This window comes from Nonomuraea sp. NPDC001636, assembly GCF_040298265.1.
Classification (GTDB): domain Bacteria; phylum Actinomycetota; class Actinomycetes; order Streptosporangiales; family Streptosporangiaceae; genus Nonomuraea.
This window is the reverse complement of record NZ_JBEOZT010000004.1, coordinates 60,178-81,234: the sequence shown is the minus strand read 5'-3', so window position 1 is coordinate 81,234 and position 21,057 is coordinate 60,178. Positions and strand designations below refer to the sequence as shown.

Below are 21,057 nucleotides of genomic sequence, written 5' to 3'. Positions count from 1 at the left end.
CAGGTCAACGAGCGTGCCCAAAACGCAGAAGCTCGATCAGCTCGTCCGATTCGCTGTCGCGCAGGACCGAGAAGACCGGGGCCATCAGGTCGTCGGTGGTCTCCTCGACCTGGGCCCGCCGCGCCACGACGTCGGGACCGGGGGTGGCGTAGGGCTCGGGCCAGGTGAAGAACCTGGCGATCGTCACGCCGTCGGCGTAGCCGAAGGGGGTGGTGTCGTGAACGGCGGCGAGCGTGGCCTCCAGGGGGTGCAGGCCGGCCGCGAGCACGGCGTCGGCGTGCAGGCCCCCGCGCAGCTCACGCAGGACGTGCATGAGCTGGACGGCGCGCGCGGGCGGGTCGTCCGGCAGCGGCACCGCCCGCCAGCCGGCGAACAGCGGCGCGCCCACCGGCGAGGCCTGCGCGACGACCGGTTCGAGCAGCTCGGCGATACGGGCGCAGCCGTCGTATCCGCCCAGCTTGCGCCGCCCCCACTGCCGGCACGCCTCGGTGTAGAGCTCGACGGCCTGCTCGACGGGCATCTTCCTGCCGCCGTTCCAGCTCTCCTCGACGTGGGCGGCGGGGAAGAAGACCGCCACCGAGGTGACCACGTCGGCGTGGCACTCGCCGAGCACCCCGCAGCGTCCGCGGAAGTACAGCTCGCGCGGGCCGAGCCCGTGCTGCTCGCAGACGGCCTTGGCCTCGCGGGAGACCATGAAGCCGCCGCCGTACTGGCCGATCGGCGCCTTGACCTGGACCGCCGTGGTACGCGGGTCCGCCATCCTCAACCCCTCCTCGGTTCGGAAAGTGGACCCAGCATCCCTCAGGAGAACATCATTCTGCAAGCATCAGCTCGCCGCTCGCCAGGATCACCGCCGGGCCGGACAGGTAGCTCGTGTCCTCGTCGAGGATGACGGTCAGCGAGCCGCCGGTGACCTCGACGGTCCAGGTGCCGGTGGTGTCGCCGGACATGTGCGCGGCGGCCACGGCGGTCGCCACGGCGCCGGTGCCGCAGGACCGCGTCTCGCCCGAGCCGCGCTCGTAGACCCGCATCACCACGCGGCTGACGCCCACCGGGTTGAACAGCTCGATGTTGACGCCCGCCGGGAACACCCCGGTGTCGAAGCCGGGCTGGTGGCTGAGGTCGAGCTGGACGACCGGGTCGCCGATCGCGCAGGCCAGGTGGGGGTTGCCCATGTCGACGTGGAGACCGGGGTACTCGTGCCCCCCGACGCCCGCCACGCTCTCACCCAGCACGGCCGGCTTGCCCATGTCGACCGTGATGTCGCCGTTGGGCTCGACCCGGACCCGCCGCGGGCCGCCCCTGGTGGCCAGGCAGAACTCCGTCCCCTCCACCAGCCCCGCGTCCACCAGGTAGCGGGCGAAGACGCGTACGCCGTTGCCGCACATCTCCGCGACGCTGCCGTCGGCGTTGCGATAGTCCATGAACCAGTCGGCCACCGCGGCCTGCTCGGCCACCTCGGCGTGCTGCTTGGTCCTGGCGACCCGGAGCACGCCGTCGGCGCCGATCCCGGCCCGCCGGTCACAGATCTTGGCCACCAGCGCGGCCGTCACTTCCACGCCGTCGTCGGGATCGGGCAGGATGACGAAATCGTTCTCGGTGCCGTGCCCCTTGAGAAACCGCATTGCCTGAGTTTATGCCGCACCCGGGTCGGCGATGTGCGCCAGGGATCGTTCAAGCAGGTCGGGGGCGTCGTACGGGAGCCAGCGCACCCGCGGGTCGCGGCGGAACCACGACTCCTGGCGGCGGGCGAAGCGCCTGGTGGCCCTGACCGTCTCGGCGAACGCCTGCTCCTCGGTCCACTCCCCCTCCAGGAACCTGATGACCTGGGCGTAGCCGAGCGCGCGGCCCGCCGTGCGCCCCTCGGCCAGGCCCTGCCCGAGCAGCGCGCGGACCTCCTCGACCAGGCCGGCCGCCCACATGCGCTCGACCCGCAGCTCGATGCGCTCGTCGAGCACCGGCCGCGGCACCTCCAGGCCGAGCTGCACGCTGGGGTAGACGGCGTCGTAGGACGGCATGGTGGCCGAGAACGGCCGGCCGGAGTGCTCGATCACCTCCAGCGCGCGCACGATGCGGCGGCCGTTGCTCGGCAGGATCGCCTCGGCCGCGGCCGGGTCCTGCTCGCGCAGCCGCTCGTACAGGGGGGCCGGGCCGCGCTCGGCCAGCTCCGCCTCCAGCCGGGCCCTGATCACCGGGTCGGTGCCGGGGAACTCCAGGTCGTCGAGGGCCGCCCGGACGTAGAGGCCGCTGCCGCCCACCAGCACCGGGACGTCGATCTTCGCGAACAGCTCCCTGGCCAGCCGCTGGTACTCGGCGACGCTGGCCGTGACCGTGACGTCCCAGATGTCCAGCAGATGGTGGGGGACGCCGCGCTGCTCGGCAAGGGTGAGCTTGGCCGTGCCGATGTCCATGCCGCGGTAGAGCTGCATGGAGTCGGCGTTGACGCACTCGCCCCCGAGCCGGAGCGCGAGGTCGACGGCGAGATCGGACTTCCCGGCCGCCGTGGGGCCCACGACGGCGATGACTGGCTGCTGGCGCACACCGACCAGTGTGTCAACTGTCCGGGTGTGGACGGACCACCTACAGGTCGAGGAGCGTCGGCTGGAGGTATCCCTCGTGCGTCAGCAGCCAGCGCTTGGTCTCCACCCCCACGCCGCCGCTGAACCCGCCCAGCCCGTTGCCCGCGACCACCCGGTGGCAGGGCACGAAGATGGGGAGCGGGTTGGAGCCCATGATCGAGCCGATGCCGCGGGCGGGCACGCTCGACCCGGCGCGCCGGGCCAGCTCGCCGTAGGTGACGGCGGTGCCGTACGGGACGCGGTGCAGGGCCTGGAGCACCTGCAGCCGGGAGCCGGTCATCAGCCGCCAGTCCACGGGGGTGCTGAACGTGCGCAGCTCGCCGGCGAAATAAGCGTTCAGCTCGGCGACCGCGCAGGCCGTACGATCCGCATCATGAACCTCAGCCAGGCCGAGCCGGCCGGCCAGTCCGGCAGGCGATCCCCATCCCGAGGCGACCAGCCCCTGCTCGGTGACGGCCAGGACGAACGGGCCGACCGGCGTCGGCACCTCGGCGAACGCGACCGTGGACAGCGTGGACTGCGTGGTCATCATGTCCTCACGTGAACTCGTGGTGCTGGGCACCTCCAGCGCGGTGCCCACCCGACACCGTAACCACAACGGGTACCTTCTGCGCTGGGACGGGCAAGGCTACCTTTTCGACCCAGGCGAGGGCACGCAGCGGCAGATGCTGCACGCCGGGCTGAGCGCGAACGACGTCCACTGGCTGTGCGTGACCCACTTCCACGGCGACCACTGCCTGGGCGTGCCCGGGGTCGTGCAGCGCATCGCCCGCGACCGGGTGCGCCATCCGGTGCGCGCGGTCTTCCCCGCCGCCGGCGAGACCTACTGGCGCAGGCTGCGGCACGCGGCCGCGTTCGCCGACACGAAGGTGATCGAGGAGCATCCGGTCTCCGGCGCGCTGGCCGGGGTGGGGCCGCTGATCGCCCGCCGCCTGTCCCACCCCGTCGAGTCGTACGGCTACCGCGTCCAGGAGCCGCCCGGCCGCCGCATGCTTCCCGACCGGCTGGCCCGCCACGGCATCCGCGGCCCGGAGGTCGGCGAGCTCCAGCGCACCGGCTCGGTCCGGGGCGTCACGCTCGCCGAGTGCAGCGAGCCCAGGCCGGGGCAGAGCGCCGCGTTCGTCATGGACACCCGCCTGTGCGACTCCGTGTTCGAGCTGGCCTTCGGGGCCGACCTGCTGGTGATCGAGTCGACGTTCCTGTCCGCCGAGAGCGCGCTGGCCAAGGAGTACGGGCACCTGACGGCGTTCGAGGCGGGTGTGGTGGCGGCCGACGCGGGGGTGCGCAGGCTGGTGCTCACGCACTTCTCCGAGCGGTACGGGTTCGCCGAGGAGCCGGCGTTCGTCGAGGAGGTGCGCCGCAGCTTCGACGGCGAAGTGATCACGGCCCGCGACCTGATGCGCATCCCGGTCCCCCGCCGCCGCCCCCAGGCTTGACGCGCCTCCCGGTGCCGTCCCGTCAGCTCCACACGCCCGTGAAGTAGCCGACGCCGTAGGGCGACGACCGCATGAGCAGCGTGCCGGTCAGCGGCGTCCCCTCGGCGGCGCCGGCCAGCACCTGGAGGGCCGCGCGGCCGGTCACCCAGAGCCGGTCGGCCTCGGCGGGGTCGAGCGCGGCCAGCGCCGCCGCGTCGGCCCTGCCGACCGCCTCGGCGATCAGGTCGTCGTACGGCCCGGCCGCCTCGTCGTACCGGCCCGGCGCCCGCGGGGTCAGGCACGCCGAGCCGTCGGCCATGACCAGCAGCGCGACCCGTCCGCGTGCGGCCAGCCCGGCGCCGATCGCGCGGCACTCGGCCGGAGCGGCATCGAAGGCGACCGCCTGCGCGGCACCCCCGTCGGCGTCGGCCGTGGGGGGCTGTCCGGGGTCGTTCAGGAGCCGGCGGCCGACGGTCAGGGACAGCGGCAGCACGGGCCGGCCCTCGCCCACCGTGATGTCGAAGCCCCAGGGCCGCAGGGTGCCCGCCGCGGCGCCGTCGTAGGAGCGGGTCGTCTCCGCGCCGCCCACCACGACCAGCACGTCGGGACGGGCGGCCCGGAGCGCGGCGACCGCGGCACGACAGGCCGCGCGCAGCTCGGGCAGCCCGGTCACGATCAGCGGGGTTTGCGGGCAGACGGCCGCGGCGACAAGCACGAGCGCAAGCGTACGCGCCACCCGCCCCAAGCCGGTGGTCAGGTCGTGTAGGGGTCGTGGCCCTGTGCGACGGCGGCGAGCAGGCCCTGCGTGTAGGCGTGGACCGCCTGGTGGAGGCCGCCGCCGAAGCTGATCCTGGCCACCCCCAGCTCCGCCAGCCGCGCGTACGACGGCGCCTTCGGCCGGAACAGGATGTTCACCGGCCCGCCCACCTCGGCGACGAGGGCCGCGATCTCGCCCTCGTCCGCCAGCGTGATCGGGTACACGCAGTCGGCCCCGGCCTCCAGGTAGCGCCGCCCGCGCGACACCGCCGCCGCCCGGTCGCGCAGGCCCCGCACATAGGTGTCGACCCGGGCGTTGATCACCAGGGCGTCGCCCGCGGCCGCCCGCATGCCGGCCAGGAAGTCCGCCTGCGCCCCTGCGTCGACCAGCTCGCCGGTACGCGGGTCGGAGTCCTCCACGTTGCAGCCCACCGCCCCCGCCTCGGCCAGCCGCTCGGCCAGCTCGCCGGGCGCGAGCCCGTAACCGCGTTCGACGTCGGCGGTCACGGGCACGTCCACGGCCCTGGCGATGCGGGCGACGGCCGCCATCATCTCGCCGACCGGCGTGCTCTCGCCGTCGGCGTACCCCAGCACGCGGGAGACGGCCGCGCTGCCGGTGGCCACCACCGGGAACCCGGCCTCCTGGACCGCGCGCGCCGAGGCGGCGTCCCAGACGTTGGGCAGGATCAGCGGGCTGCCGGGCACGTGCAGCCGTCGCAACGTGGCCGCTCTGTCAGTCGTCATGCCCGGCACCCTACGAGGACGGCCGGCTCTCCAGCAGATCCATTACCGGCCGGAAAGCGCGAGCCACTTGGGGACGGTGTCTCAGCAGCCGCTCTTGGCGCACTGGCCGCTGAGCTCCCCAGCGGGGCCGTCGGCGGGGTTGTCGCCCGCCGGCTGCGGGGCCTTGGTGGACGGCGTGCCGGGCTTCCTGCCGGTGCCCGTCTGCGTCGTGCCGTCGGAACCGGTCGATCCCTTGTCGGCGGGGTCGGGGCCGCCGCCCGGGTCCGTGACGGCGTCGCCCATGGCGGAGTCGTCGGAGCCGTCGGCGGGCAGGCCGTCGTCGGGGGCGTCGGTGGTGGCGTCGCCCATGGTGGCGTCCTCGTCGGCCTCGAACACCTCGTCGCCGGCGCTCGTGGCCGGGGACGGGCGGCCGGAGCCCTGCTCCTGCTGGGCGCTCTGGCCGGGCTTGGCCGCCAGCAGGTAGCCGGCGCCGCCCGCGGCGAGCACGCCGACGAGGGCGAACGCGGCGATGACGGCGGTCTTCCTGCTCCTGCCGGGGGGCCTCGGGGACGAGCCCGGCCCGGAGAGGATCTCCTGACGATCCGGCTCGGTCGGATCATGCATGGTGGTGCAGCTCCCTGCGGTCGTATCGGGGAAAGCTCGCCGGCTTCCGCGGGTGATGGACCACACTAGCCGCATCAGCGGAATGCTCGCACACCAATCACAAAGGAATCACGACTTGTCCCCCCAAAGATCTGTTTGCCCAGGTGGCCGTCCCCGGCTGGGCGCCGCGGCCGGGGCGGCCGGGGTACTCGTCACGGCCGGGCTCGGGATTTTCCTCGCATTCACCAGTTCTCCGGAATCGCGCCCGCAAATCCGCCGTGAATTCGATCAGGAAACACCGCTTATCCCAAGATCGTATTTTCCTTCGCGGATCGCGGGCTCGCCGGCGGCCGAGCCGTCCCCGGCGCCGCTGACCCCGTCGGCGGGCCCCTGGACGCCCGGCCCCTGGTCGCCTGGGTGGATGGAGGCCGTGCCGGCGCCCGACCGGCCCACCACGGCGGAGCCGGAGCCGGGCGAGCCCTCGCACTCTCCGGGAAGGGGCAGGCCGGTGCGGGGCGAGCCGTCGTCGCCGCTCTCGCCCAGGGCGCTTCCCACGCGTCCGCCGCTGGTCGCGCCGCCGCGTCCGTCCCGGCGGGCCGCCGTACGGCGTCCGGCTCCGCACGCGTCCCCGCAGGCGCCGCCCAGGGAACGGGTCGTCCCCGAGCCGGACCGTCAGGCGCCTCCCCCGCCGCCGCCTCCCTCCGTACGGCCGGGCGGGCCCGACCCGTGCGCCACGTTCGACGACTTCCGCCGGCAGCCGTGCTACAGCTTCCTCGACCGCCTCAGACGCTGACCCACGCGGAACACCCCGCCGTCCCGAAGGAGCGGCGGGGTGTCGATACGCGGTGGCTCAGTGGGCCGAGCAGGCTCCGGCGGCCGGGGCGGGAGCCGCCGGGCGGCCGACGGACGGCATGCCGAGCAGCACGCCGGGCCCCTTCGCCGGGGCGCCCTGGCGGGCCTCCCAGGCGTCGCCGGCCCGCGTGCGCCGCACCGCACGGACCGCGCCGTCGGCGACCAGGTGGTGGGGGGCGGCGTAGGTGACCTCGACGGTGACCATGTCACCGGGCCTCGGGGTCTCCTCGCCCACCGCGAAGTGCACGAGCCGGTTGTCGGCGGCGCGGCCGGACAGGCGGCGCGTGGCGTCGTCCTTGCGGCCCTCGCCCTCGGCGACCAGCACCTCCAGCGTGCGGCCGACCTGCTTCTTGTTCTCCTCCCAGGAGATCTCCTCCTGCAGGGCCACCAGGCGCTCGTAACGCTCCTGGACGACCTCCTTCGGGATCTGGTCCTCCATGGTGGCCGCCGGGGTGCCGGGACGGATGGAGTACTGGAAGGTGAAGGCGTTGGCGAAGCGGCTCTGCCGGACGACGTCGAGGGTGGCCTGGAAGTCCTCCTCGGTCTCGCCGGGGAAGCCGACGATGATGTCGGTCGAGATGGCCGCGTCGGGCATGGCGGCCCGCACCCGCTCGATGATGCCGAGGTAGCGCTCGGCGCGGTAGGAGCGGCGCATGGCCCGCAGCACGCGGTCGGAGCCCGACTGCAGCGGCATGTGGAGCTGGTGCATGACGTTGGGCGTCTCGGCCATGGCGGCGATGACGTCGTCGGTGAAGGCGGCCGGGTGGGGCGAGGTGAAGCGCACCCGCTCCAGGCCCTCGACGTCGCCGCAGGCGCGCAGCAGCTTGCCGAAGGCCAGCCGGTCGCCGAACTCGACGCCGTAGGTGTTGACGTTCTGGCCGAGCAGGGTCACCTCCAGGACGCCCTGGCCCACCAGCGTGCGCACCTCGGACAGGACGTCGCCGGGGCGGCGGTCCTTCTCCTTGCCGCGCAGCGACGGCACGATGCAGAACGTGCAGGTGTTGTTGCAGCCGACCGAGATCGCGACCCACGCCGCGTAGGCCGACTCGCGCTTGGTGGGCAGCGTGGAGGGGAAGACCTCCAGCGACTCCTTCAGCTCGACCTGCGCCTCGCCGGCCACCCGGGCCCGCTCCAGCAGCACCGGCAGGGATCCGATGTTGTGGGTGCCGAAGACGACGTCGACCCAGGGCGCCTTGCGGACGATGTCGCCCTGGTCCTTCTGGGCCAGGCAGCCGCCCACCGCGATCTGCATGCGCGGGTTGTCCATCTTGGCCGGCCGCAGATGGCCGAGGTTTCCGTAAAGGCGGTTGTCGGCGTTCTCCCGCACGGCGCACGTGTTGAACACGACGACGTCGGCCGTCTGGCCGTCGGGGGCCGGCACGTAGCCGGCGTCTTCCAGCAGGCCGGAAAGGCGCTCGGAGTCGTGCACGTTCATCTGGCACCCGTATGTGCGCACTTCGTACGTGCGGGCGCTCTCCTGGGTCACAGTCATGGCAGGTTCAAGGGTAGTCGTTGTCCGGCTCGCGGCAGCCGCCCCCGTCTAAAACACCAGCTTGACGGCACGATGTGACCGGATCGGTACCACCTGGTTAGTGACCAGCGTCTTAATGACCTCTACCGTTTTGGTCCATGACGGAGAACGGCGACGCCACTCCACTCGTTCAGTTGGAGGGCGTCAACAAGCGCTTCGGGGCGTTGCACGTCCTGAAGGACATCAACTTGACCGTCTCTCGTGGCGAGGTTCTGGTGGTCATCGGGCCTTCGGGCGGTGGAAAGTCCACGCTGTGCCGGACGATCAACCGCCTGGAGACGATCGACGACGGCAGGATCGTGTTCGACGGCCAGGTGCTGCCCGAGGAGGGCAGGGGGCTGGCCAGGCTGCGGTCCGAGGTCGGCATGGTGTTCCAGTCCTTCAACCTGTTCGCGCACAAGACCATCCGCGAGAACGTCACGCTCGGCCCGATCAAGGTGCGCCGCAAGGACCGCCGGACGGCCGACGCGCGGGCCATGGAACTGCTGGAACGGGTGGGCATCGCCGCGCAGGCGGACAAGTACCCGGCCCAGCTCTCCGGCGGCCAGCAGCAGCGGGTCGCGATCGCGCGTGCGCTGGCCATGGACCCGAAGATGATCCTCTTCGACGAGCCCACCTCGGCCCTGGACCCGGAGATGGTCCAGGAGGTGCTCGACGTGATGATCGGGCTGGCACGCGACGGCATGACGATGATGGTCGTCACGCACGAGATGGGATTCGCCCGCCGGGCCGCCAACCGGGTGGTCTTCATGGCGGACGGACAGATCGTGGAGGAGAACACCCCCGACGAGTTCTTCACCAACGCGCAGACCGACCGCGCGCGTGATTTCCTTTCGAAGATCCTCACGCACTGAGATTTTGAGGCAGGTATACATGCACATGCGTCGTTTGGGAGCGGTGGTCACGGGAGTGGGCATGCTCGCCGCTCTGGCCGCCTGCGGCGGTGACAAGACCTACGCCAGCGTCCTGGAGAAGGTGCAGGACGGCGGCAAGGTCGTGGTCGGCACCAAGTGGGACCAGCCGAGCCTGGGCTTGAAGAAGGGGTCGGAGCCGGAGGGCTTCGACGTCGACGTCGCCAAGGCCGTGCTGAAGGAGATGAACGGCGGCAAGGACGCCCAGATCGAGTGGAAGGAGTCGGCCTCCTCCAACCGCGAGCCCTTCCTCCAGAACGGCACCGTCGACATCATCTTCGCCACGTACTCCATCACCGAGGAGCGCAAGGCCAAGGTGTCCTTCGGCGGCCCGTACGTGATCGCGCACCAGGACATCATGGTCCGCAAGGACGACGCCGCGATCAACACCCCGCAGGACCTCAAGGGCAAGAAGATCTGCAAGGCGGCCGGCTCCAACTCCTACAAGCGCGTCACCGACCCGCCCCCGGACGGCAAGCTCGACATCGACGCCACGACCGTCGACGCGGCCAACTACTCCGAGTGCGTGCAGAAGCTGTCGGGCAGCAACCTCGACGCCGTCACCACCGACGACCTGATCCTGGCGGGCTTCGCCAAGCAGGCCGGCGGCAACTTCAAGGTGCTCGGCCAGGGCTTCACCGACGAGAAGTACGGCATCGGCCTGAAGAAGGGCGACACCAAGACGTGTGAGGCCGTCAACACCGCGGTGAAGAAGATCTGGGACAACGGCACCATGAAGCAGCTGCTGGAGAAGTGGTTCGGCGGCATCGAGGGCCTGAAGCTGTCGGAGACCGCGCCCCCGGCCGAGGGTTGCAGCTAGTCACGCCAGAGGCGGCGGCCGGCATCCCGGCCGCCGCCGCTCTATGCGGTGGAGCACGATGGATGAACTAATCAAGTACCTGCCCGACCTCGCGATGGGCTTCTGGGGGAACATCAGGATCGCGCTCGTGGCCGCGGTCGTCTCGCTCGTCCTCGGGACGGTCCTGGCCGGGATGCGCGTCTCCCCGACGCCCGTGCTGCGCGCGGTGGGCACGGTCTATGTGAACGTGGTGCGCAACACCCCCCTCACCCTGGTGCTGGCGTTCTCGGCGCTGGGCCTGAGCGACAAACTCGGCCTCGTCTTCTCCGGCGAGCCGCGGACGAACTCCTTCTGGATCGTCTCGATGGGCCTGTCGATCTACACGTCGGCGTTCGTGTGCGAGGCGGTGCGCTCGGGCATCAACACGGTCCCGATGGGACAGGCGGAGGCGGCCCGCGCGATCGGGCTGAGCTTCATGCAGACGCTGCGGCTGATCATCCTGCCGCAGGCGTTCCGATCGGTCATCGCGCCGCTGGCCAGCGTGATGATCGCGATGATCAAGAACACGACGGTGGCGGTCGCCGGCGGGTACGCCGCCGACGTGGCCGCCGAGATGAAGCTCACGTTCGACACCACGGGGGCCTCGATCCCGATCTTCCTCGGGGTGGTCGTGGCCTTCATGATCGTGACCATGCCGATCGGCTTCTTCTCCGGCTGGCTGGCCCGGCGTCTGGCGGTGGCACGATGAGCGCGTCCGTCCTGTTCGACGCCCCCGGCCCCAGGGCCAGGCTGCGCAACCACCTGCTGACGGCGATCAGTGTCCTGGCGGTCCTGGCCGTCGTGTACTTCGTCTACCGGGGCTTCGACGCCAAGGGCCAGTGGGACGGCAAGATCTGGCAGCCGTTCCTGACGGCCGAGGTGTGGCGGGAGTTCATCCTGCCGGGCCTGCTCGGCACGCTGGAGGCGGCGGCCGCCGCGGCGGTGCTCGCGCTGGTCTTCGGCGCGGTCTTCGGCCTGGCCAGGCTCTCCGACCACGCCTGGATCAGGGTGCCGGCGGCCGCGGTGGTGGAGATCTTCAGGTCCATCCCGCTGCTGCTGCTCATCTTCTTCATCTTCTACCTGGCCCCGGCCATCGCCGGCGGCGGCGACTACGCCTTCATCGCGGTGGTGCTGGGCCTGATGTTCTACAACGGCTCGGTGCTGGCGGAGATCGTGCGCGCGGGCGTGCACGCCATCCCCAAGGGCCAGGCCGAGGCCGCCTACGCGGTGGGCATGCGCAAGAACCAGGTGCTGCGCCTGGTGCTGCTGCCGCAGGCGGTCACGACGATGATGCCGGCGATCGTCAGCCAGCTCGTGGTGCTGCTGAAGGACACCGCGCTCGGCTACATCATCGCCTACGTCGACCTGCTCAACACCGGGTTCAAGATCCTGCCGGCCGCGTACTTCGGCTCGCTGATCCCGGCGGCGATCGTCATCGGCGTCATCTACGTGGCGCTCAACATGACGCTGAGCTACCTGGCCACCCTGCTGGAGCGGCGCAGCAGGCGCAGCAGGAAGACCTCGGCGCGGCCGATCGCCACCCCCGGCGCGGCCTCCGTCGGCGTCGCGACCGGCCAGGGCACCGAGGGCGGCGGCATGGCGCCCGACATCCCCGTGGAGTGACCTGCGGGTGCAGTGAGGAGCACGGCGGCGGGGTTCCCGTCCCGCCGCCGTCTCGTAAAGAAAGCCTCAGATCTTCGCCGGTGCGGCACGCAGACCGCGCCCGCCGGGCCGCCGAGCCCACAGACTCCTGTGCGTGCGGATACGTGGAGTCGTGGTGGCGCTGGCCGGCACGGCCGCGTTCGCCGTCCCGGTGGCGTGCGGTGGCGGCGGCGCCTACTCCAGCGTCGTGGGCAAGATCAGGGGCACCGGCCAGGTCATCGTGGGCACCAAGTGGGACCAGCCGAGCCTGGGCCTGAAGGTGGGTCCCGGCGATCCCGTGGGCTTCGACGTGGACGTCGCCCGGTACGTCGTCGCCAAACTGGCCCGCGGCCGGCCCGTGCGCATCACCTGGCGGGAGGCGCCGGCGGCGGGCCGCGAGGCGCTGCTCCAGAACGGCACCGTGGACATGGTGTTCGCCACCTACTCCATCACCGAGGCCCGCAGGCCCAAGGTGACCTTCGCCGGCCCGTACGTGCTCGTGCACCAGGACACGATGGTCCGGGCCGAGGACGCGTCCATCCGCGAGGTCGGCGACCTGCGGGGCAAGCGCGTGTGCCAGGTGCCGGGCTCCAACTCCTTCAAGCGCGTCGCCGACCCGCCTCCTGACGGCAAGCTCGACCTGCCCGTCGTGGCCGTGCCCGCGGCCAACTACTCCGACTGCGTGCGCAAGCTCAGCGACGACGAGCTGGACGCGGTCTCCACCGAGGACCTGACCCTGGCCGGCTTCGCCCAGCAGGCCCCCGGCCTGTTCCGGCTGCTGAACGACCCCTTCACCGACGAGCGGTACGCCATCGGCCTGAAGAAGGGCGACATCGAGACCTGCGAGGCCGCCGAGCAGGCCGTGGTCGAGATGTGGCGGGACGGGACGGCCACCCGGCTGCTGCGCAAGTGGTTCGGCGACACCGGGCTCAACCTGCCCACCTCGATGCCGCCGCAGGAGAGATGTTCTTGATCGCGCCCCACGGCCCCGGATCTTCCGGCAGGATGCGGGTATGCCTTTCTGGCCGTCCCCCATCTCCGCCCGCGACGTCGCCGCCGCCGGTCTGCGGCCCGGCTGGCCCGTCGCGCAGGGCGGCCGGGTGTGGTGGACCGAAGACCGTCCTGGCGAGGGCGGCCGCACCGCGATCGTCCGCCGCGAGGCCGACGGCACCTGCCATGACCTGCTGCCCGCCCCCTGGAGCGCGCGTACGAGGGTCCACGAGTACGGCGGGCGTCCCTATGCCGTGACGCCCGGCGGCGACGTGGTCTTCGCCGCTCTGGCCGACCAGCGTCTGTACCTTCTCGGGCAAAACGGCCAGCCGAAACCCCTCACCGCCGAAGGTTCCCGTTACGCCGACCTGACCGTCCACGACGGCGAGGTCTGGGCGGTGCGCGAGCGCCACGGCGAGCACGGCAAGATCACCCGGTCCGTCGTGTCGATCCCGCTGGCGGGCGGCGAGCCCCGGGAGCGGGCCTGCGGCCACGACTTCTACGCCTCCCCCGCCCTGTCCCCCGACGGCGCCCACCTGGCCTACGTCTGCTGGAACCACCCCCGCATGCCCTGGGACGGCACCGAGCTGCGCGTCGTCCGGCTGCGCGACGGGCAGGCCCGCACCGTGCTGGGCGGCGCGGCGGAGTCCGTCCTGTCGCCCGCCTGGAAGGACGACGCCACCCTCTACCTGGTCTCCGACCGCTCCGGCTGGTGGAACCTCTACGAGTGCGGCCTCGACGGCGCCGCGCCGCGGGCGTTGTGCCCGGCCGAGGAGGAGTTCACGCAGCCGCCGTGGCAGCTCGGCGGCGCGCCGTACACCGTGCTCGGCGACGGGCGGCTCGCCGTCCTGCACGGGCAAGGCGACCTGCGGCTGGGCGTGCTCGACCCGGCCACGGGAGCGCTCCACGACCTCGACCTGCCCTACACCGGATGGCAGGCCGCGCTCGCGGCCGACGGCATGTCCGTGACGGGCGTCGGCCACGCCGCCCGGCTGCCGCGCTCGGTCGTGCGGGTCGACGTCGCCGCCGGGCGGGCCGAGCCGCTGGCGCGGGCCGCCGAGCGCCTGCCCGACCTGTCCGGGGTGCCCGATCCGCGGCCGGTGGTCGTGCCGGGCGAACGGCTCGTCCACGCCTTCCTGCACCAGGTCGCCGAGGAGCCGACGCCGTTCGTGGTGTTCGTGCACGGCGGCCCGACCGCCCACGCCGACACGGCGCTCGACCTGGAGAAGGCGTTCCTGACCTCGCGCGGCATCGGCGTGCTCGACGTCAACTACGGCGGCTCCACCGGCTACGGCCGCGCCTACCGGGAGCGGCTGCGCGGCCAGTGGGGGCTGGTCGACGTCGCCGACACCGTCGCCGCCGCCCAGTGGCTGGCCGACTCCGGGCTGGCCGATCCGGCCCGGATCGCGGTGCGCGGCGGCAGCGCGGGCGGCTGGACGGTGATGGCCGCCTGCTGCCGCTCCGGCGTGTTCGCGGGCGGGGTGTCCTACTACGGCGTCAGCGCGCTCGCGCCGCTCGCCGCGCACACCCACGACTTCGAGTCCCGCTACGTCGAGTGGCTGGTCGGCGACGACCCGGCCGTCTACGCCTCCAGGGAGCCGCTCGGCCTGGTCGACGGGGTGTCCTGCCCGATGCTGCTGCTGCAGGGGCTCGACGACCCGGTGGTGCCGCCCGAGCAGTCGACGGCCTTCGCCGACGCGTTGTCCGAGCGCGGCGTCTCCTGCACTTATCTCGCTTTCGACGGCGAATCCCATGGATTTCGCCGATTGGAGACGCGGGTCGCGGCCCTGGCCGCCGAGCTGGCTTTCTACCAGCAGCTATTCAGTTAATGTCGCGATCTCCAGACAATTCCCGTACTGAATCAGCATTACCGACCAGTCGCTAGTCGCAAACAGTTACGTAACCGACCTCGACAGTCTTCCTCCGGCATGGGTTGCTCGTCTCAGTAAACGTGGGGCGCGCGTCGCGGCCACGACGCGCGCCCCAGCTGTGCCAGCCAACAACACCCCCATCTCGGCACGAGGGAGGCCAGATGGCCAGCTTGCGCCATCTCAGCATCATCACGGTGGCGGCGGCAACTCTGCTCGCCACCTCCTGCGCGACGCAGAACGGAACCAGCAAATCCGCTCCGCCCCCCGCAGCGAGCCAGAGCTCCGGAAGCCCCGTCACGGGCGGCACGCTCAGGCTCGTGGGCTCGGGCGACGTCGACCATCTCGACCCGACCAGCATCTACTACGTCGTCACCATCGGGATCATGCGCGGCTACTCGCGCCAGCTGTACGCCCTCCAGGGCGTCGCGGCGGGAGCCGACACCACCAAGGGCTACGAGGTGCTGCCCGACATAGCGACCGAACTGCCCACCGAGGCGAACGGCGGCCTGAGCGCCGACAAGCTCACGTACACGATCAAGTTGCGCGACGGCGTGCAGTGGGACACCCAGCCGCCGCGGCCGGTGACGGCGGGCGACTTCGTCCGCGGGTTCAAGCGCATCTGCAACCCGGTGGCGGGCTCCGGCGCGCCCGGCTACTACACCAGCACGATCAAGGGCATGGCCGAGTACTGCGACGCCTACATCAAGGCGTTCGAGAAGGCCAAGCCCACCGCCAAGGCCTTGGCCGACTTCCAGAACGGCCACGACATCGCCGGCGTGCAGGCCAAGGACGACAAGACGGTCGTCTTCACCCTGACCCAGCCGGCCGGTGACTTCCTCAACATCCTGGCCCTGAACTTCGCCTCGGCGGCGCCGCAGGAGTACGACCAGTACGTCCCCGACGACGCCACCTTCCGCCAGCACGTGATCTCCAACGGCCCGTACAAGATCACCTCGTACGTGGCCACCAAGTCGATCCGGCTGGAGAAGAACCCGGCCTGGAAGCAGGAGTCCGACCCGATCAGGCACCAGTACGTCAACGCCATCGACGTCAAGATGGGCGTCGGCGAGCCCGACGCGGTGCAGCAGCAGATCGAGGCCGGCAGCGCCGACCTGTCGTGGGACCTGCCGGTGCCGACCTCGCAGATCCCGCAGCTCAAGAGCAACGACCCCAACTTCACCATCTTCCCCGGCGCCGTGACGAACCCGTACGTGGTGTTCAACCTGCAGAGCAAGAACGCCGGCGGGGCGATGGGCAAGCTCAAGGTCCGCCAGGCGATCGAGTACGCGATCAACAAGACCGCCATCGCCAAGATCTACGGCGGCGCGGACGTCGCGACCGCGCTGCACACGGTCATCCCGCCCGGCAACATCGGCTACCAGGAGTACAACCCGTACCCGACGCCGGGCGACCAGGGCGACCCCGCCAAGTGCAAGCAACTGCTGAGCGAGGCCGGCTACCCCGACGGGCTGACCCTCATCGGCGCCTTCCGCAACGCGGGCAACCACCCGGCCAACTTCCAGTCGTACGCGGCCGACCTGAAGAAGTGCGGGATCACCGTCAAGGGCCTGCCGCTGCGCCAGGGCGACTACTACACCTACCTGCAGACGCCCTCGCACGCCAAGAACAGCGAATGGGACCTGTCGGCCCCCGGCTGGATCCCCGACTGGTACGGCAACAACGGCCGCGCGGTCATGCAGCCGCTGTTCCAGACCAACTGCAACGCCGGCACCAGCAACTACGGCTGCTACAGCAACCCCAAGGTGGACGACCTGATCAAGCGGGCGCTCGCCGAGACCGACCAGGCCAAGGCCGCGGCACTGTGGCACGAGGCCGACCAGACGGTGCTGGGCGACGCGGTGATCGTGCCGCTGAACAACCAGAACACGCCGCTCTACAAGAACAAGCGGGTGCAGAACGCCCTGTACCTGCCGTCGTACCAGATCTACGACGTCACCAACCTCTGGCTGAACCCCAACACGCCTTGACGACCGGCCTCCCGCGGGCGCGCCGGCAGGCGGGCCCGCGGGACGGCCGCGAGGGAGACATATGAGCCTGCTTGAGGTAACCGACCTCCAGGTGTCCTTCCCCACCTCCGACGGCGTGGTCCAGGCGGTGCGGGGGCTGTCGTTCACCGTCGACCGCGGCCAGACGCTGGCGATCGTCGGCGAGTCCGGCAGCGGCAAGACCGTGAGCACCCAGGCGATACTCGGGCTGACCCCCGACGCCGACATCACGGGCACGGCCCTGTTCGAGGGCGTCGACCTGCTCGGACTCGACAACGAACAGCTTCGCCGCATCCGCGGCGCGGAGATCAGCGTGGTCTTCCAGGACCCGCTGACCAGCCTCCACCCGCTCTACAAGGTCGGCTGGCAGATCGAGGAGCTGATCCGCGTCCACAATCCCGGCACCCGCCGCGCCGAGGCCAGGAAACGGGCCGTCGAGCTGCTGGGCCTGGTGGGCATCCCCCGCCCCGACCGCAGGGTGGACGACTACCCCCACCAGTTCTCCGGCGGCATGCGGCAACGGGCGATGATCGCCATGTCGCTCGCGCTCAACCCCAAGCTCATCGTCGCCGACGAGCCCACCACCGCGCTGGACGCGACCGTCCAGGCGCAGATCCTTGAGCTGATCGGGCGGGTGCAGGCCGAGTTCGACATCGCGCTCGTCCTCATCACGCACGACCTCGGCGTGGTGGCCGGCATGGCCGACGAGGTGCTCGTCATGTACGCCGGGCTCGTCGTCGAGCGGGCCGACCGGCGCACGCTCTACTACCAACCGCACCACCCGTACACCAAGGGCCTGCTGGAGTCGATCCCGGGCAGCACCGGCGACCGCGGCGGACGGCTGCGGCCCATCCCCGGCTCGCCGCCGAGCCTGATCGCGATCCCGTCCGGGTGCGCCTTCCATCCGCGCTGCCCGTACGTGATGCCGGTCTGTCCCGCCGAACGGCCGCCGCTGGCCTCCATCACGGGCGCGCGCGGGCACGCCTCGGCGTGCTGGCTGCCGCACGAGGCGATCGGGCTCGGCGCGGAGGCCGAGGCGCTGCGCAAGCGGGCGGTGCTCGGCACGGCGGAGGAGGCCTGATGCTGCTCGAAGTCGAGAACCTGGTCAAACACTTCCCCATCACCAGCGGCATGCTGATCAAGCAGACGATCGGCCAGGTCAGAGCCGTCGACGGCGTCAGCCTGTCGCTGTCGCCCGGCGAGACGCTCGGCCTGGTCGGCGAGACCGGCTGCGGCAAGTCCACGCTGGCCCGGTGCATCGCGGGCCTGCATCCCATCACCTCCGGCAGCGTGCGCTTCGACGGCGCCGACATCACGAACCTGCCGCGGCGCCGGATGCGGCCCTACCGGCGCGACATCCAGGTGATCTTCCAGGACCCGTACGGCTCGCTGAACCCGCGCCGGCGGGTCGGCTCGATCATCGCCGACCCGCTCGTCATCCACCGGGTGCAGAGCGGCCAGGAGCTGCGGCGGACCGTCCAGGAGCTGATGGAACGGGTCGGGCTCAACCCCGAGCACTACAACCGGTTCCCCGCCGAGTTCTCCGGCGGGCAGCGGCAGCGCATCGGGGTCGCGCGGGCGCTCGCGCTGCGGCCCCGGCTGATCATCTGCGACGAGCCGGTGTCGGCGCTCGACGTGTCCATCCAGGCCCAGATCCTCAACCTGCTCAAGGACCTCCAGGACGACTTCGGGCTGACGTACCTGTTCATCGCCCACGACCTGTCGGTGGTGCGGCACGTCAGCGACCGGATCGCGGTGATGTACCTGGGCAAGGTGGCCGAACTGGCCACCGCTGAGGAGCTGCACGCCGTGCCCCGCCATCCGTACACGAACGCGCTGCTGTCGGCGACCGCCGTGGCCGACCCCGACGAGGCCGAACGGCGGCACCGCATCATCCTCACCGGCGACGTGCCCTCGCCGATCGACCCGCCCACCGGCTGCCGCTTCCACCCGCGGTGCCCGAAGGCGCGCGAACGCTGCTCGGCCGAGGAACCGCTGCTGGTGCCCCAGGAGCACCTGGTGGCCTGTCACTACCCCGTCGAGGCGGGCGAGGACCTGACCGCCGGGAGGAGCGCATGACTCTCACGGAGATCCGTCCGGACGTCGTCGCCGACCGCACGATCGCCGGACGCAGCCCCTGGCAGCTCGCCTGGGCGCGGATCAGGTCCGACCGGGTGGCCCTGATCTCGGGCATCGTCGTCGTGCTGCTGTGCCTGCTCGCCCTGGCCGCGCCGCTCATCTCGGCGTGGAACGGCCACGACCCCGACGAGCAGTTCCGCGACACCGGCATCACCGACCAGGGCCTGCCGGTCGCGCCCAACGGCGAGTTCTGGTTCGGCACCGACCGCCTCGGCCGCGACCTGTTCATCAGGGTCCTGTACGGCGCGCGCGTCTCGCTGCTCGTCGGCGTGGTCGCGACCGGCGTGGCGGCGCTGATCGGGGTCGTCATCGGGCTGCTGGCCGGGTACTACGGCGGCGTCATCGACACCATCCTGTCCCGGCTCATGGACGTGGTCCTGTCGTTCCCGTACCTGATCTTCGCGATCGCGGTGGTGTCCATCGCCGGGCCGTCGCTGACCGCGACGATCGGGGTGATCTCGTTCTACTCCTGGGCGGCGATCGCCCGCGTGGTGCGCGGCCAGACGTTGTCGCTCAAGGAACGCGAGTACGTGGAGGCGGCCCGGTCCATGGGGGCCGGCGACGCGCGGATCATGTTCGTGGACATCCTGCCGAACCTGCTGGCCCCCGTCATCGTGCTCACCACGCTGCTGGTACCGGCCGCGATCGTGTTCGAGTCCACCTTGTCCTATCTGGGGCTCGGGATCGTTCCCCCGACCCCGTCGTGGGGGAACCTGCTGAGCGAGGCCCAGGGGTTCTACCGGGTGGCGTACTGGTATCTGGGCTTCCCGGCGGCCTCGCTGCTGATCACGACGCTGGCGTTCAACCTGGTGGGCGACGGGATCAGGGACGCCATCGATCCCCGGATGGAACGGCTGTTCAGCCGCCGGCGACGGCGGAACCGGCGCGCGGCCTCCGCTCCGGCCTCCGCTCCGGCCTCCGCGCCCGCCGCCGGCGGGTCCGATGCCGCTGCTGGGGGGTCCGATGCCGCTGCTTCGTGACCGGGGTGGCATGCCGGGGTTGCTTCAGGAGGTGGAGGGCTGATGTTGCGACGGTTCCTGCTGCGGCGGACCCTGCTCGGGGTGCTGGTGTTGTGGCTGGTCTCCCTGGGCACGTTCTTCCTGTTCTTCGTCGCCCCCGGCGACCCCGCCCGTACGCTGGCCGGCCGCCAGGCCACCCCCGAGCAGGTCGACCTGATCCGGCACAACCTCGGCCTCGACCATCCCACCATCGTCCAGTACTTCGACTACCTGGGCCGGCTCCTGCACGGCGACCTCGGCCAGTCGTACTTCTCGGGCGAATCGGTGGGCAAGCTGCTCGCCCAGGACTTCCCGCCGACGTTCTCGCTGGTGCTGGGCGGCGCCGTCCTGTGGCTCTGCCTGGGCGTCGGCGCCGGCGTGCTCAGCGCCACCCGCGTACGGTCGTTCCTCGACCGGGCCCTGACCACGCTGGCCCTGGCCGGGGTCTCGATGCCGACGTTCGTGGTCGGCCTGCTGCTGCTGTATTTCTTCTTCTTCCAGCTCACCATGGCGGGCGCCCCGATCCTGCCGCCCGACTCCTACGTGCCCTTCTCCGAGAACCCCGGCGAATGGGCCCGGCACCTGATCCTGCCGTGGATCACGTTGGCCATGGTCCAGGCGGCCTCGTACGCCCGGCTCACCCGGGGCTCCATGCTGGACGTCCTGGGCGAGGACTACATCCGTACGGCCCGCGCCAAGGGCGTGCCCGAGGGCCGCGTCATCTACCGGCACGGCCTGCGCGCCGCGCTGACCCCCGTGGTGACCCAGCTCGGCGTGGACATCGGCACGCTGATCGGCGGTCTGGTGGTGACGGAGTCGGTCTTCGGGCTCGGCGGCATCGGGCAGGCGGTGGTGCAGGCGTTCATCAGCGGTGACCTGCCGGTGATCATGGGCGTCGTCATCCTGGCCACCACCGCCGTGGTGGTGGCGAACCTGATCGTGGACATCGCCTACGGGCTCCTGGATCCCCGGATCCGTCTGGCCTGACGATGCGAGCGGCGCCTCCCGGCGGGCGCACCCTCCGCGCCCGCCGACGGCGCCGCCCTCGCAACCATCTGGCTCGTTCGGAGGGCTTCGACACGGGCCTGATCCGCACCCCTGGACGCTCCGCCCCCCGCCCCGCGCTTTCCGGAACGAGTTGCTGGAACCAGCGGGCCCGCTGGAACGAGCGGACGCCTGGAACGGGCGGGATCCCGGGAAAGGG

At 71.4% G+C, this 21,057-nt stretch carries 21 protein-coding genes; 13 read left to right on the top strand and 8 right to left on the bottom strand.

All coding sequences use genetic code 11. The annotated features are described in order from the left end of the window. Window positions 1-4 precede the first annotated feature (4 nt). Genes ABT158_RS10100 through ABT158_RS10085 form a run of 4 tightly spaced genes read right to left on the bottom strand, consistent with a single transcriptional unit; the run spans window position 5 to window position 3,111 of the window. On the bottom strand, window positions 5-760 hold the full coding sequence (locus ABT158_RS10100) for an SCO6745 family protein (protein ID WP_352352417.1): 756 nt from the start codon (window positions 758-760) through the stop codon (window positions 5-7). Window positions 761-812: 52 nt separating this feature from the next. Further along, entirely contained in the window at window positions 813-1,625 is an 813-nt protein-coding gene (gene dapF / locus ABT158_RS10095; RefSeq protein ID WP_352352416.1) for a diaminopimelate epimerase, read from the bottom strand. A gap of 9 nt (window positions 1,626-1,634) precedes the next feature. Beyond that, entirely contained in the window at window positions 1,635-2,540 is a 906-nt protein-coding gene (gene miaA, locus ABT158_RS10090; RefSeq protein WP_352352415.1) for a tRNA (adenosine(37)-N6)-dimethylallyltransferase MiaA, read from the bottom strand. A gap of 40 nt (window positions 2,541-2,580) precedes the next feature. Continuing rightward, window positions 2,581-3,111 carry a methylated-DNA--[protein]-cysteine S-methyltransferase gene (locus tag ABT158_RS10085; protein ID WP_352352414.1) on the bottom strand — a complete coding sequence of 177 codons (531 nt, stop codon included), beginning with the start codon at window positions 3,109-3,111 and terminating at the stop codon, window positions 2,581-2,583. On the opposite strand from ABT158_RS10085, the gene ABT158_RS10080 reads away from it, so the two are divergent. Further along, entirely contained in the window at window positions 3,110-4,015 is a 906-nt protein-coding gene (locus ABT158_RS10080; protein WP_352352413.1) for a ribonuclease Z, read from the top strand. The genes ABT158_RS10085 and ABT158_RS10080 overlap by 2 nt on opposite strands. 22 nt (window positions 4,016-4,037) lie before the next feature. Here the strand turns inward: ABT158_RS10080 and ABT158_RS10075 are convergent, their stop codons facing one another. The 3 genes from ABT158_RS10075 to ABT158_RS10065 form a co-directional block, all read right to left on the bottom strand. Beyond that, window positions 4,038-4,709, bottom strand: coding sequence for a class III extradiol ring-cleavage dioxygenase family protein (locus tag ABT158_RS10075; RefSeq protein ID WP_352352412.1), 672 nt, complete (start codon window positions 4,707-4,709; stop codon window positions 4,038-4,040). Between the two features lie 38 nt (window positions 4,710-4,747). Continuing rightward, entirely contained in the window at window positions 4,748-5,494 is a 747-nt protein-coding gene (locus tag ABT158_RS10070; protein WP_352352411.1) for an isocitrate lyase/PEP mutase family protein, read from the bottom strand. A gap of 81 nt (window positions 5,495-5,575) precedes the next feature. Then, window positions 5,576-6,097, bottom strand: coding sequence for a flagellar basal body-associated FliL family protein (locus ABT158_RS10065; protein WP_352352410.1), 522 nt, complete (start codon window positions 6,095-6,097; stop codon window positions 5,576-5,578). 400 nt (window positions 6,098-6,497) lie between these two features. Here ABT158_RS10065 and ABT158_RS10060 point away from each other — a divergent pair, with 400 nt between their 5' ends. Continuing rightward, a complete protein-coding gene (locus tag ABT158_RS10060) occupies window positions 6,498-6,869 on the top strand; it encodes a hypothetical protein (protein WP_352352409.1) in 372 nt (123 codons plus the stop codon). Window positions 6,870-6,926: 57 nt separating this feature from the next. On the opposite strand, the gene miaB is transcribed toward ABT158_RS10060, so the two are convergent. Beyond that, window positions 6,927-8,420 carry a tRNA (N6-isopentenyl adenosine(37)-C2)-methylthiotransferase MiaB gene (gene miaB / locus ABT158_RS10055; protein WP_352352408.1) on the bottom strand — a complete coding sequence of 498 codons (1,494 nt, stop codon included), beginning with the start codon at window positions 8,418-8,420 and terminating at the stop codon, window positions 6,927-6,929. A 137-nt stretch (window positions 8,421-8,557) separates the two neighbouring features. On the opposite strand from miaB, the gene ABT158_RS10050 reads away from it, so the two are divergent. The 11 genes from ABT158_RS10050 (at window position 8,558) to ABT158_RS10000 (ending at window position 20,840) form a co-directional block, all read left to right on the top strand. Further along, entirely contained in the window at window positions 8,558-9,313 is a 756-nt protein-coding gene (locus tag ABT158_RS10050) for an amino acid ABC transporter ATP-binding protein (RefSeq protein ID WP_352352407.1), read from the top strand. A gap of 25 nt (window positions 9,314-9,338) precedes the next feature. Continuing rightward, window positions 9,339-10,190: a glutamate ABC transporter substrate-binding protein gene (locus tag ABT158_RS10045; protein ID WP_352352406.1), complete on the top strand. Its 852-nt coding sequence runs from the start codon at window positions 9,339-9,341 to the stop codon at window positions 10,188-10,190. Between the two features lie 58 nt (window positions 10,191-10,248). After that, complete coding sequence (locus ABT158_RS10040; protein WP_352352405.1) at window positions 10,249-10,917, top strand: amino acid ABC transporter permease; 669 nt, start codon at window positions 10,249-10,251, stop codon at window positions 10,915-10,917. Continuing rightward, on the top strand, window positions 10,914-11,831 hold the full coding sequence (locus ABT158_RS10035; protein ID WP_352352404.1) for an amino acid ABC transporter permease: 918 nt from the start codon (window positions 10,914-10,916) through the stop codon (window positions 11,829-11,831). The genes ABT158_RS10040 and ABT158_RS10035 overlap by 4 nt, the downstream gene beginning before the upstream one ends. A gap of 133 nt (window positions 11,832-11,964) precedes the next feature. Continuing rightward, window positions 11,965-12,822, top strand: coding sequence for a glutamate ABC transporter substrate-binding protein (locus ABT158_RS10030; RefSeq protein ID WP_352352403.1), 858 nt, complete (start codon window positions 11,965-11,967; stop codon window positions 12,820-12,822). A 40-nt stretch (window positions 12,823-12,862) separates the two neighbouring features. Next, entirely contained in the window at window positions 12,863-14,668 is a 1,806-nt protein-coding gene (locus ABT158_RS10025) for a S9 family peptidase (RefSeq protein ID WP_352352402.1), read from the top strand. Between the two features lie 203 nt (window positions 14,669-14,871). Further along, a complete protein-coding gene (locus tag ABT158_RS10020) occupies window positions 14,872-16,698 on the top strand; it encodes an ABC transporter substrate-binding protein (RefSeq protein ID WP_352352401.1) in 1,827 nt (608 codons plus the stop codon). A 61-nt stretch (window positions 16,699-16,759) separates the two neighbouring features. Beyond that, a complete protein-coding gene (locus ABT158_RS10015) occupies window positions 16,760-17,797 on the top strand; it encodes an ABC transporter ATP-binding protein (protein ID WP_352352400.1) in 1,038 nt (345 codons plus the stop codon). After that, complete coding sequence (locus tag ABT158_RS10010; protein ID WP_352352399.1) at window positions 17,797-18,795, top strand: ABC transporter ATP-binding protein; 999 nt, start codon at window positions 17,797-17,799, stop codon at window positions 18,793-18,795. The genes ABT158_RS10015 and ABT158_RS10010 overlap by 1 nt, the downstream gene beginning before the upstream one ends. Further along, window positions 18,792-19,835, top strand: coding sequence for an ABC transporter permease (locus ABT158_RS10005; protein ID WP_352352398.1), 1,044 nt, complete (start codon window positions 18,792-18,794; stop codon window positions 19,833-19,835). The genes ABT158_RS10010 and ABT158_RS10005 overlap by 4 nt, the downstream gene beginning before the upstream one ends. Window positions 19,836-19,877: 42 nt before the next feature. Beyond that, window positions 19,878-20,840 (top strand): ABC transporter permease, encoded by a 963-nt coding sequence (locus tag ABT158_RS10000; protein ID WP_352352397.1) that lies wholly within the window; start codon window positions 19,878-19,880, stop codon window positions 20,838-20,840. The last annotated feature ends 217 nt before the right edge of the window (window positions 20,841-21,057 follow it).

Bases quoted from the DNA above. Each gene is read 5' to 3' on its own strand.
- ABT158_RS10060 (WP_352352409.1), top strand. From the start codon at position 6,498: ATGGAGGCCGTGCCGGCGCCCGACCGGCCCACCACGGCGGAGCCGGAG.
- dapF (WP_352352416.1), bottom strand. From the start codon at position 1,625: ATGCGGTTTCTCAAGGGGCACGGCACCGAGAACGATTTCGTCATCCTG.
- ABT158_RS10040 (WP_352352405.1), top strand. From the start codon at position 10,249: ATGGATGAACTAATCAAGTACCTGCCCGACCTCGCGATGGGCTTCTGG.
- ABT158_RS10065 (WP_352352410.1), bottom strand. From the start codon at position 6,097: ATGCATGATCCGACCGAGCCGGATCGTCAGGAGATCCTCTCCGGGCCG.
- ABT158_RS10020 (WP_352352401.1), top strand. From the start codon at position 14,872: ATGGCCAGCTTGCGCCATCTCAGCATCATCACGGTGGCGGCGGCAACT.
- ABT158_RS10080 (WP_352352413.1), top strand. From the start codon at position 3,110: ATGTCCTCACGTGAACTCGTGGTGCTGGGCACCTCCAGCGCGGTGCCC.
- ABT158_RS10010 (WP_352352399.1), top strand. From the start codon at position 17,797: ATGCTGCTCGAAGTCGAGAACCTGGTCAAACACTTCCCCATCACCAGC.
- miaB (WP_352352408.1), bottom strand. From the start codon at position 8,420: ATGACTGTGACCCAGGAGAGCGCCCGCACGTACGAAGTGCGCACATAC.
- ABT158_RS10045 (WP_352352406.1), top strand. From the start codon at position 9,339: ATGCGTCGTTTGGGAGCGGTGGTCACGGGAGTGGGCATGCTCGCCGCT.
- ABT158_RS10050 (WP_352352407.1), top strand. From the start codon at position 8,558: ATGACGGAGAACGGCGACGCCACTCCACTCGTTCAGTTGGAGGGCGTC.
- ABT158_RS10025 (WP_352352402.1), top strand. From the start codon at position 12,863: ATGCCTTTCTGGCCGTCCCCCATCTCCGCCCGCGACGTCGCCGCCGCC.
- ABT158_RS10005 (WP_352352398.1), top strand. From the start codon at position 18,792: ATGACTCTCACGGAGATCCGTCCGGACGTCGTCGCCGACCGCACGATC.
- ABT158_RS10015 (WP_352352400.1), top strand. From the start codon at position 16,760: ATGAGCCTGCTTGAGGTAACCGACCTCCAGGTGTCCTTCCCCACCTCC.
- ABT158_RS10070 (WP_352352411.1), bottom strand. From the start codon at position 5,494: ATGACGACTGACAGAGCGGCCACGTTGCGACGGCTGCACGTGCCCGGC.
- ABT158_RS10000 (WP_352352397.1), top strand. From the start codon at position 19,878: ATGTTGCGACGGTTCCTGCTGCGGCGGACCCTGCTCGGGGTGCTGGTG.
- ABT158_RS10035 (WP_352352404.1), top strand. From the start codon at position 10,914: ATGAGCGCGTCCGTCCTGTTCGACGCCCCCGGCCCCAGGGCCAGGCTG.
- ABT158_RS10085 (WP_352352414.1), bottom strand. From the start codon at position 3,111: ATGATGACCACGCAGTCCACGCTGTCCACGGTCGCGTTCGCCGAGGTG.
- ABT158_RS10100 (WP_352352417.1), bottom strand. From the start codon at position 760: ATGGCGGACCCGCGTACCACGGCGGTCCAGGTCAAGGCGCCGATCGGC.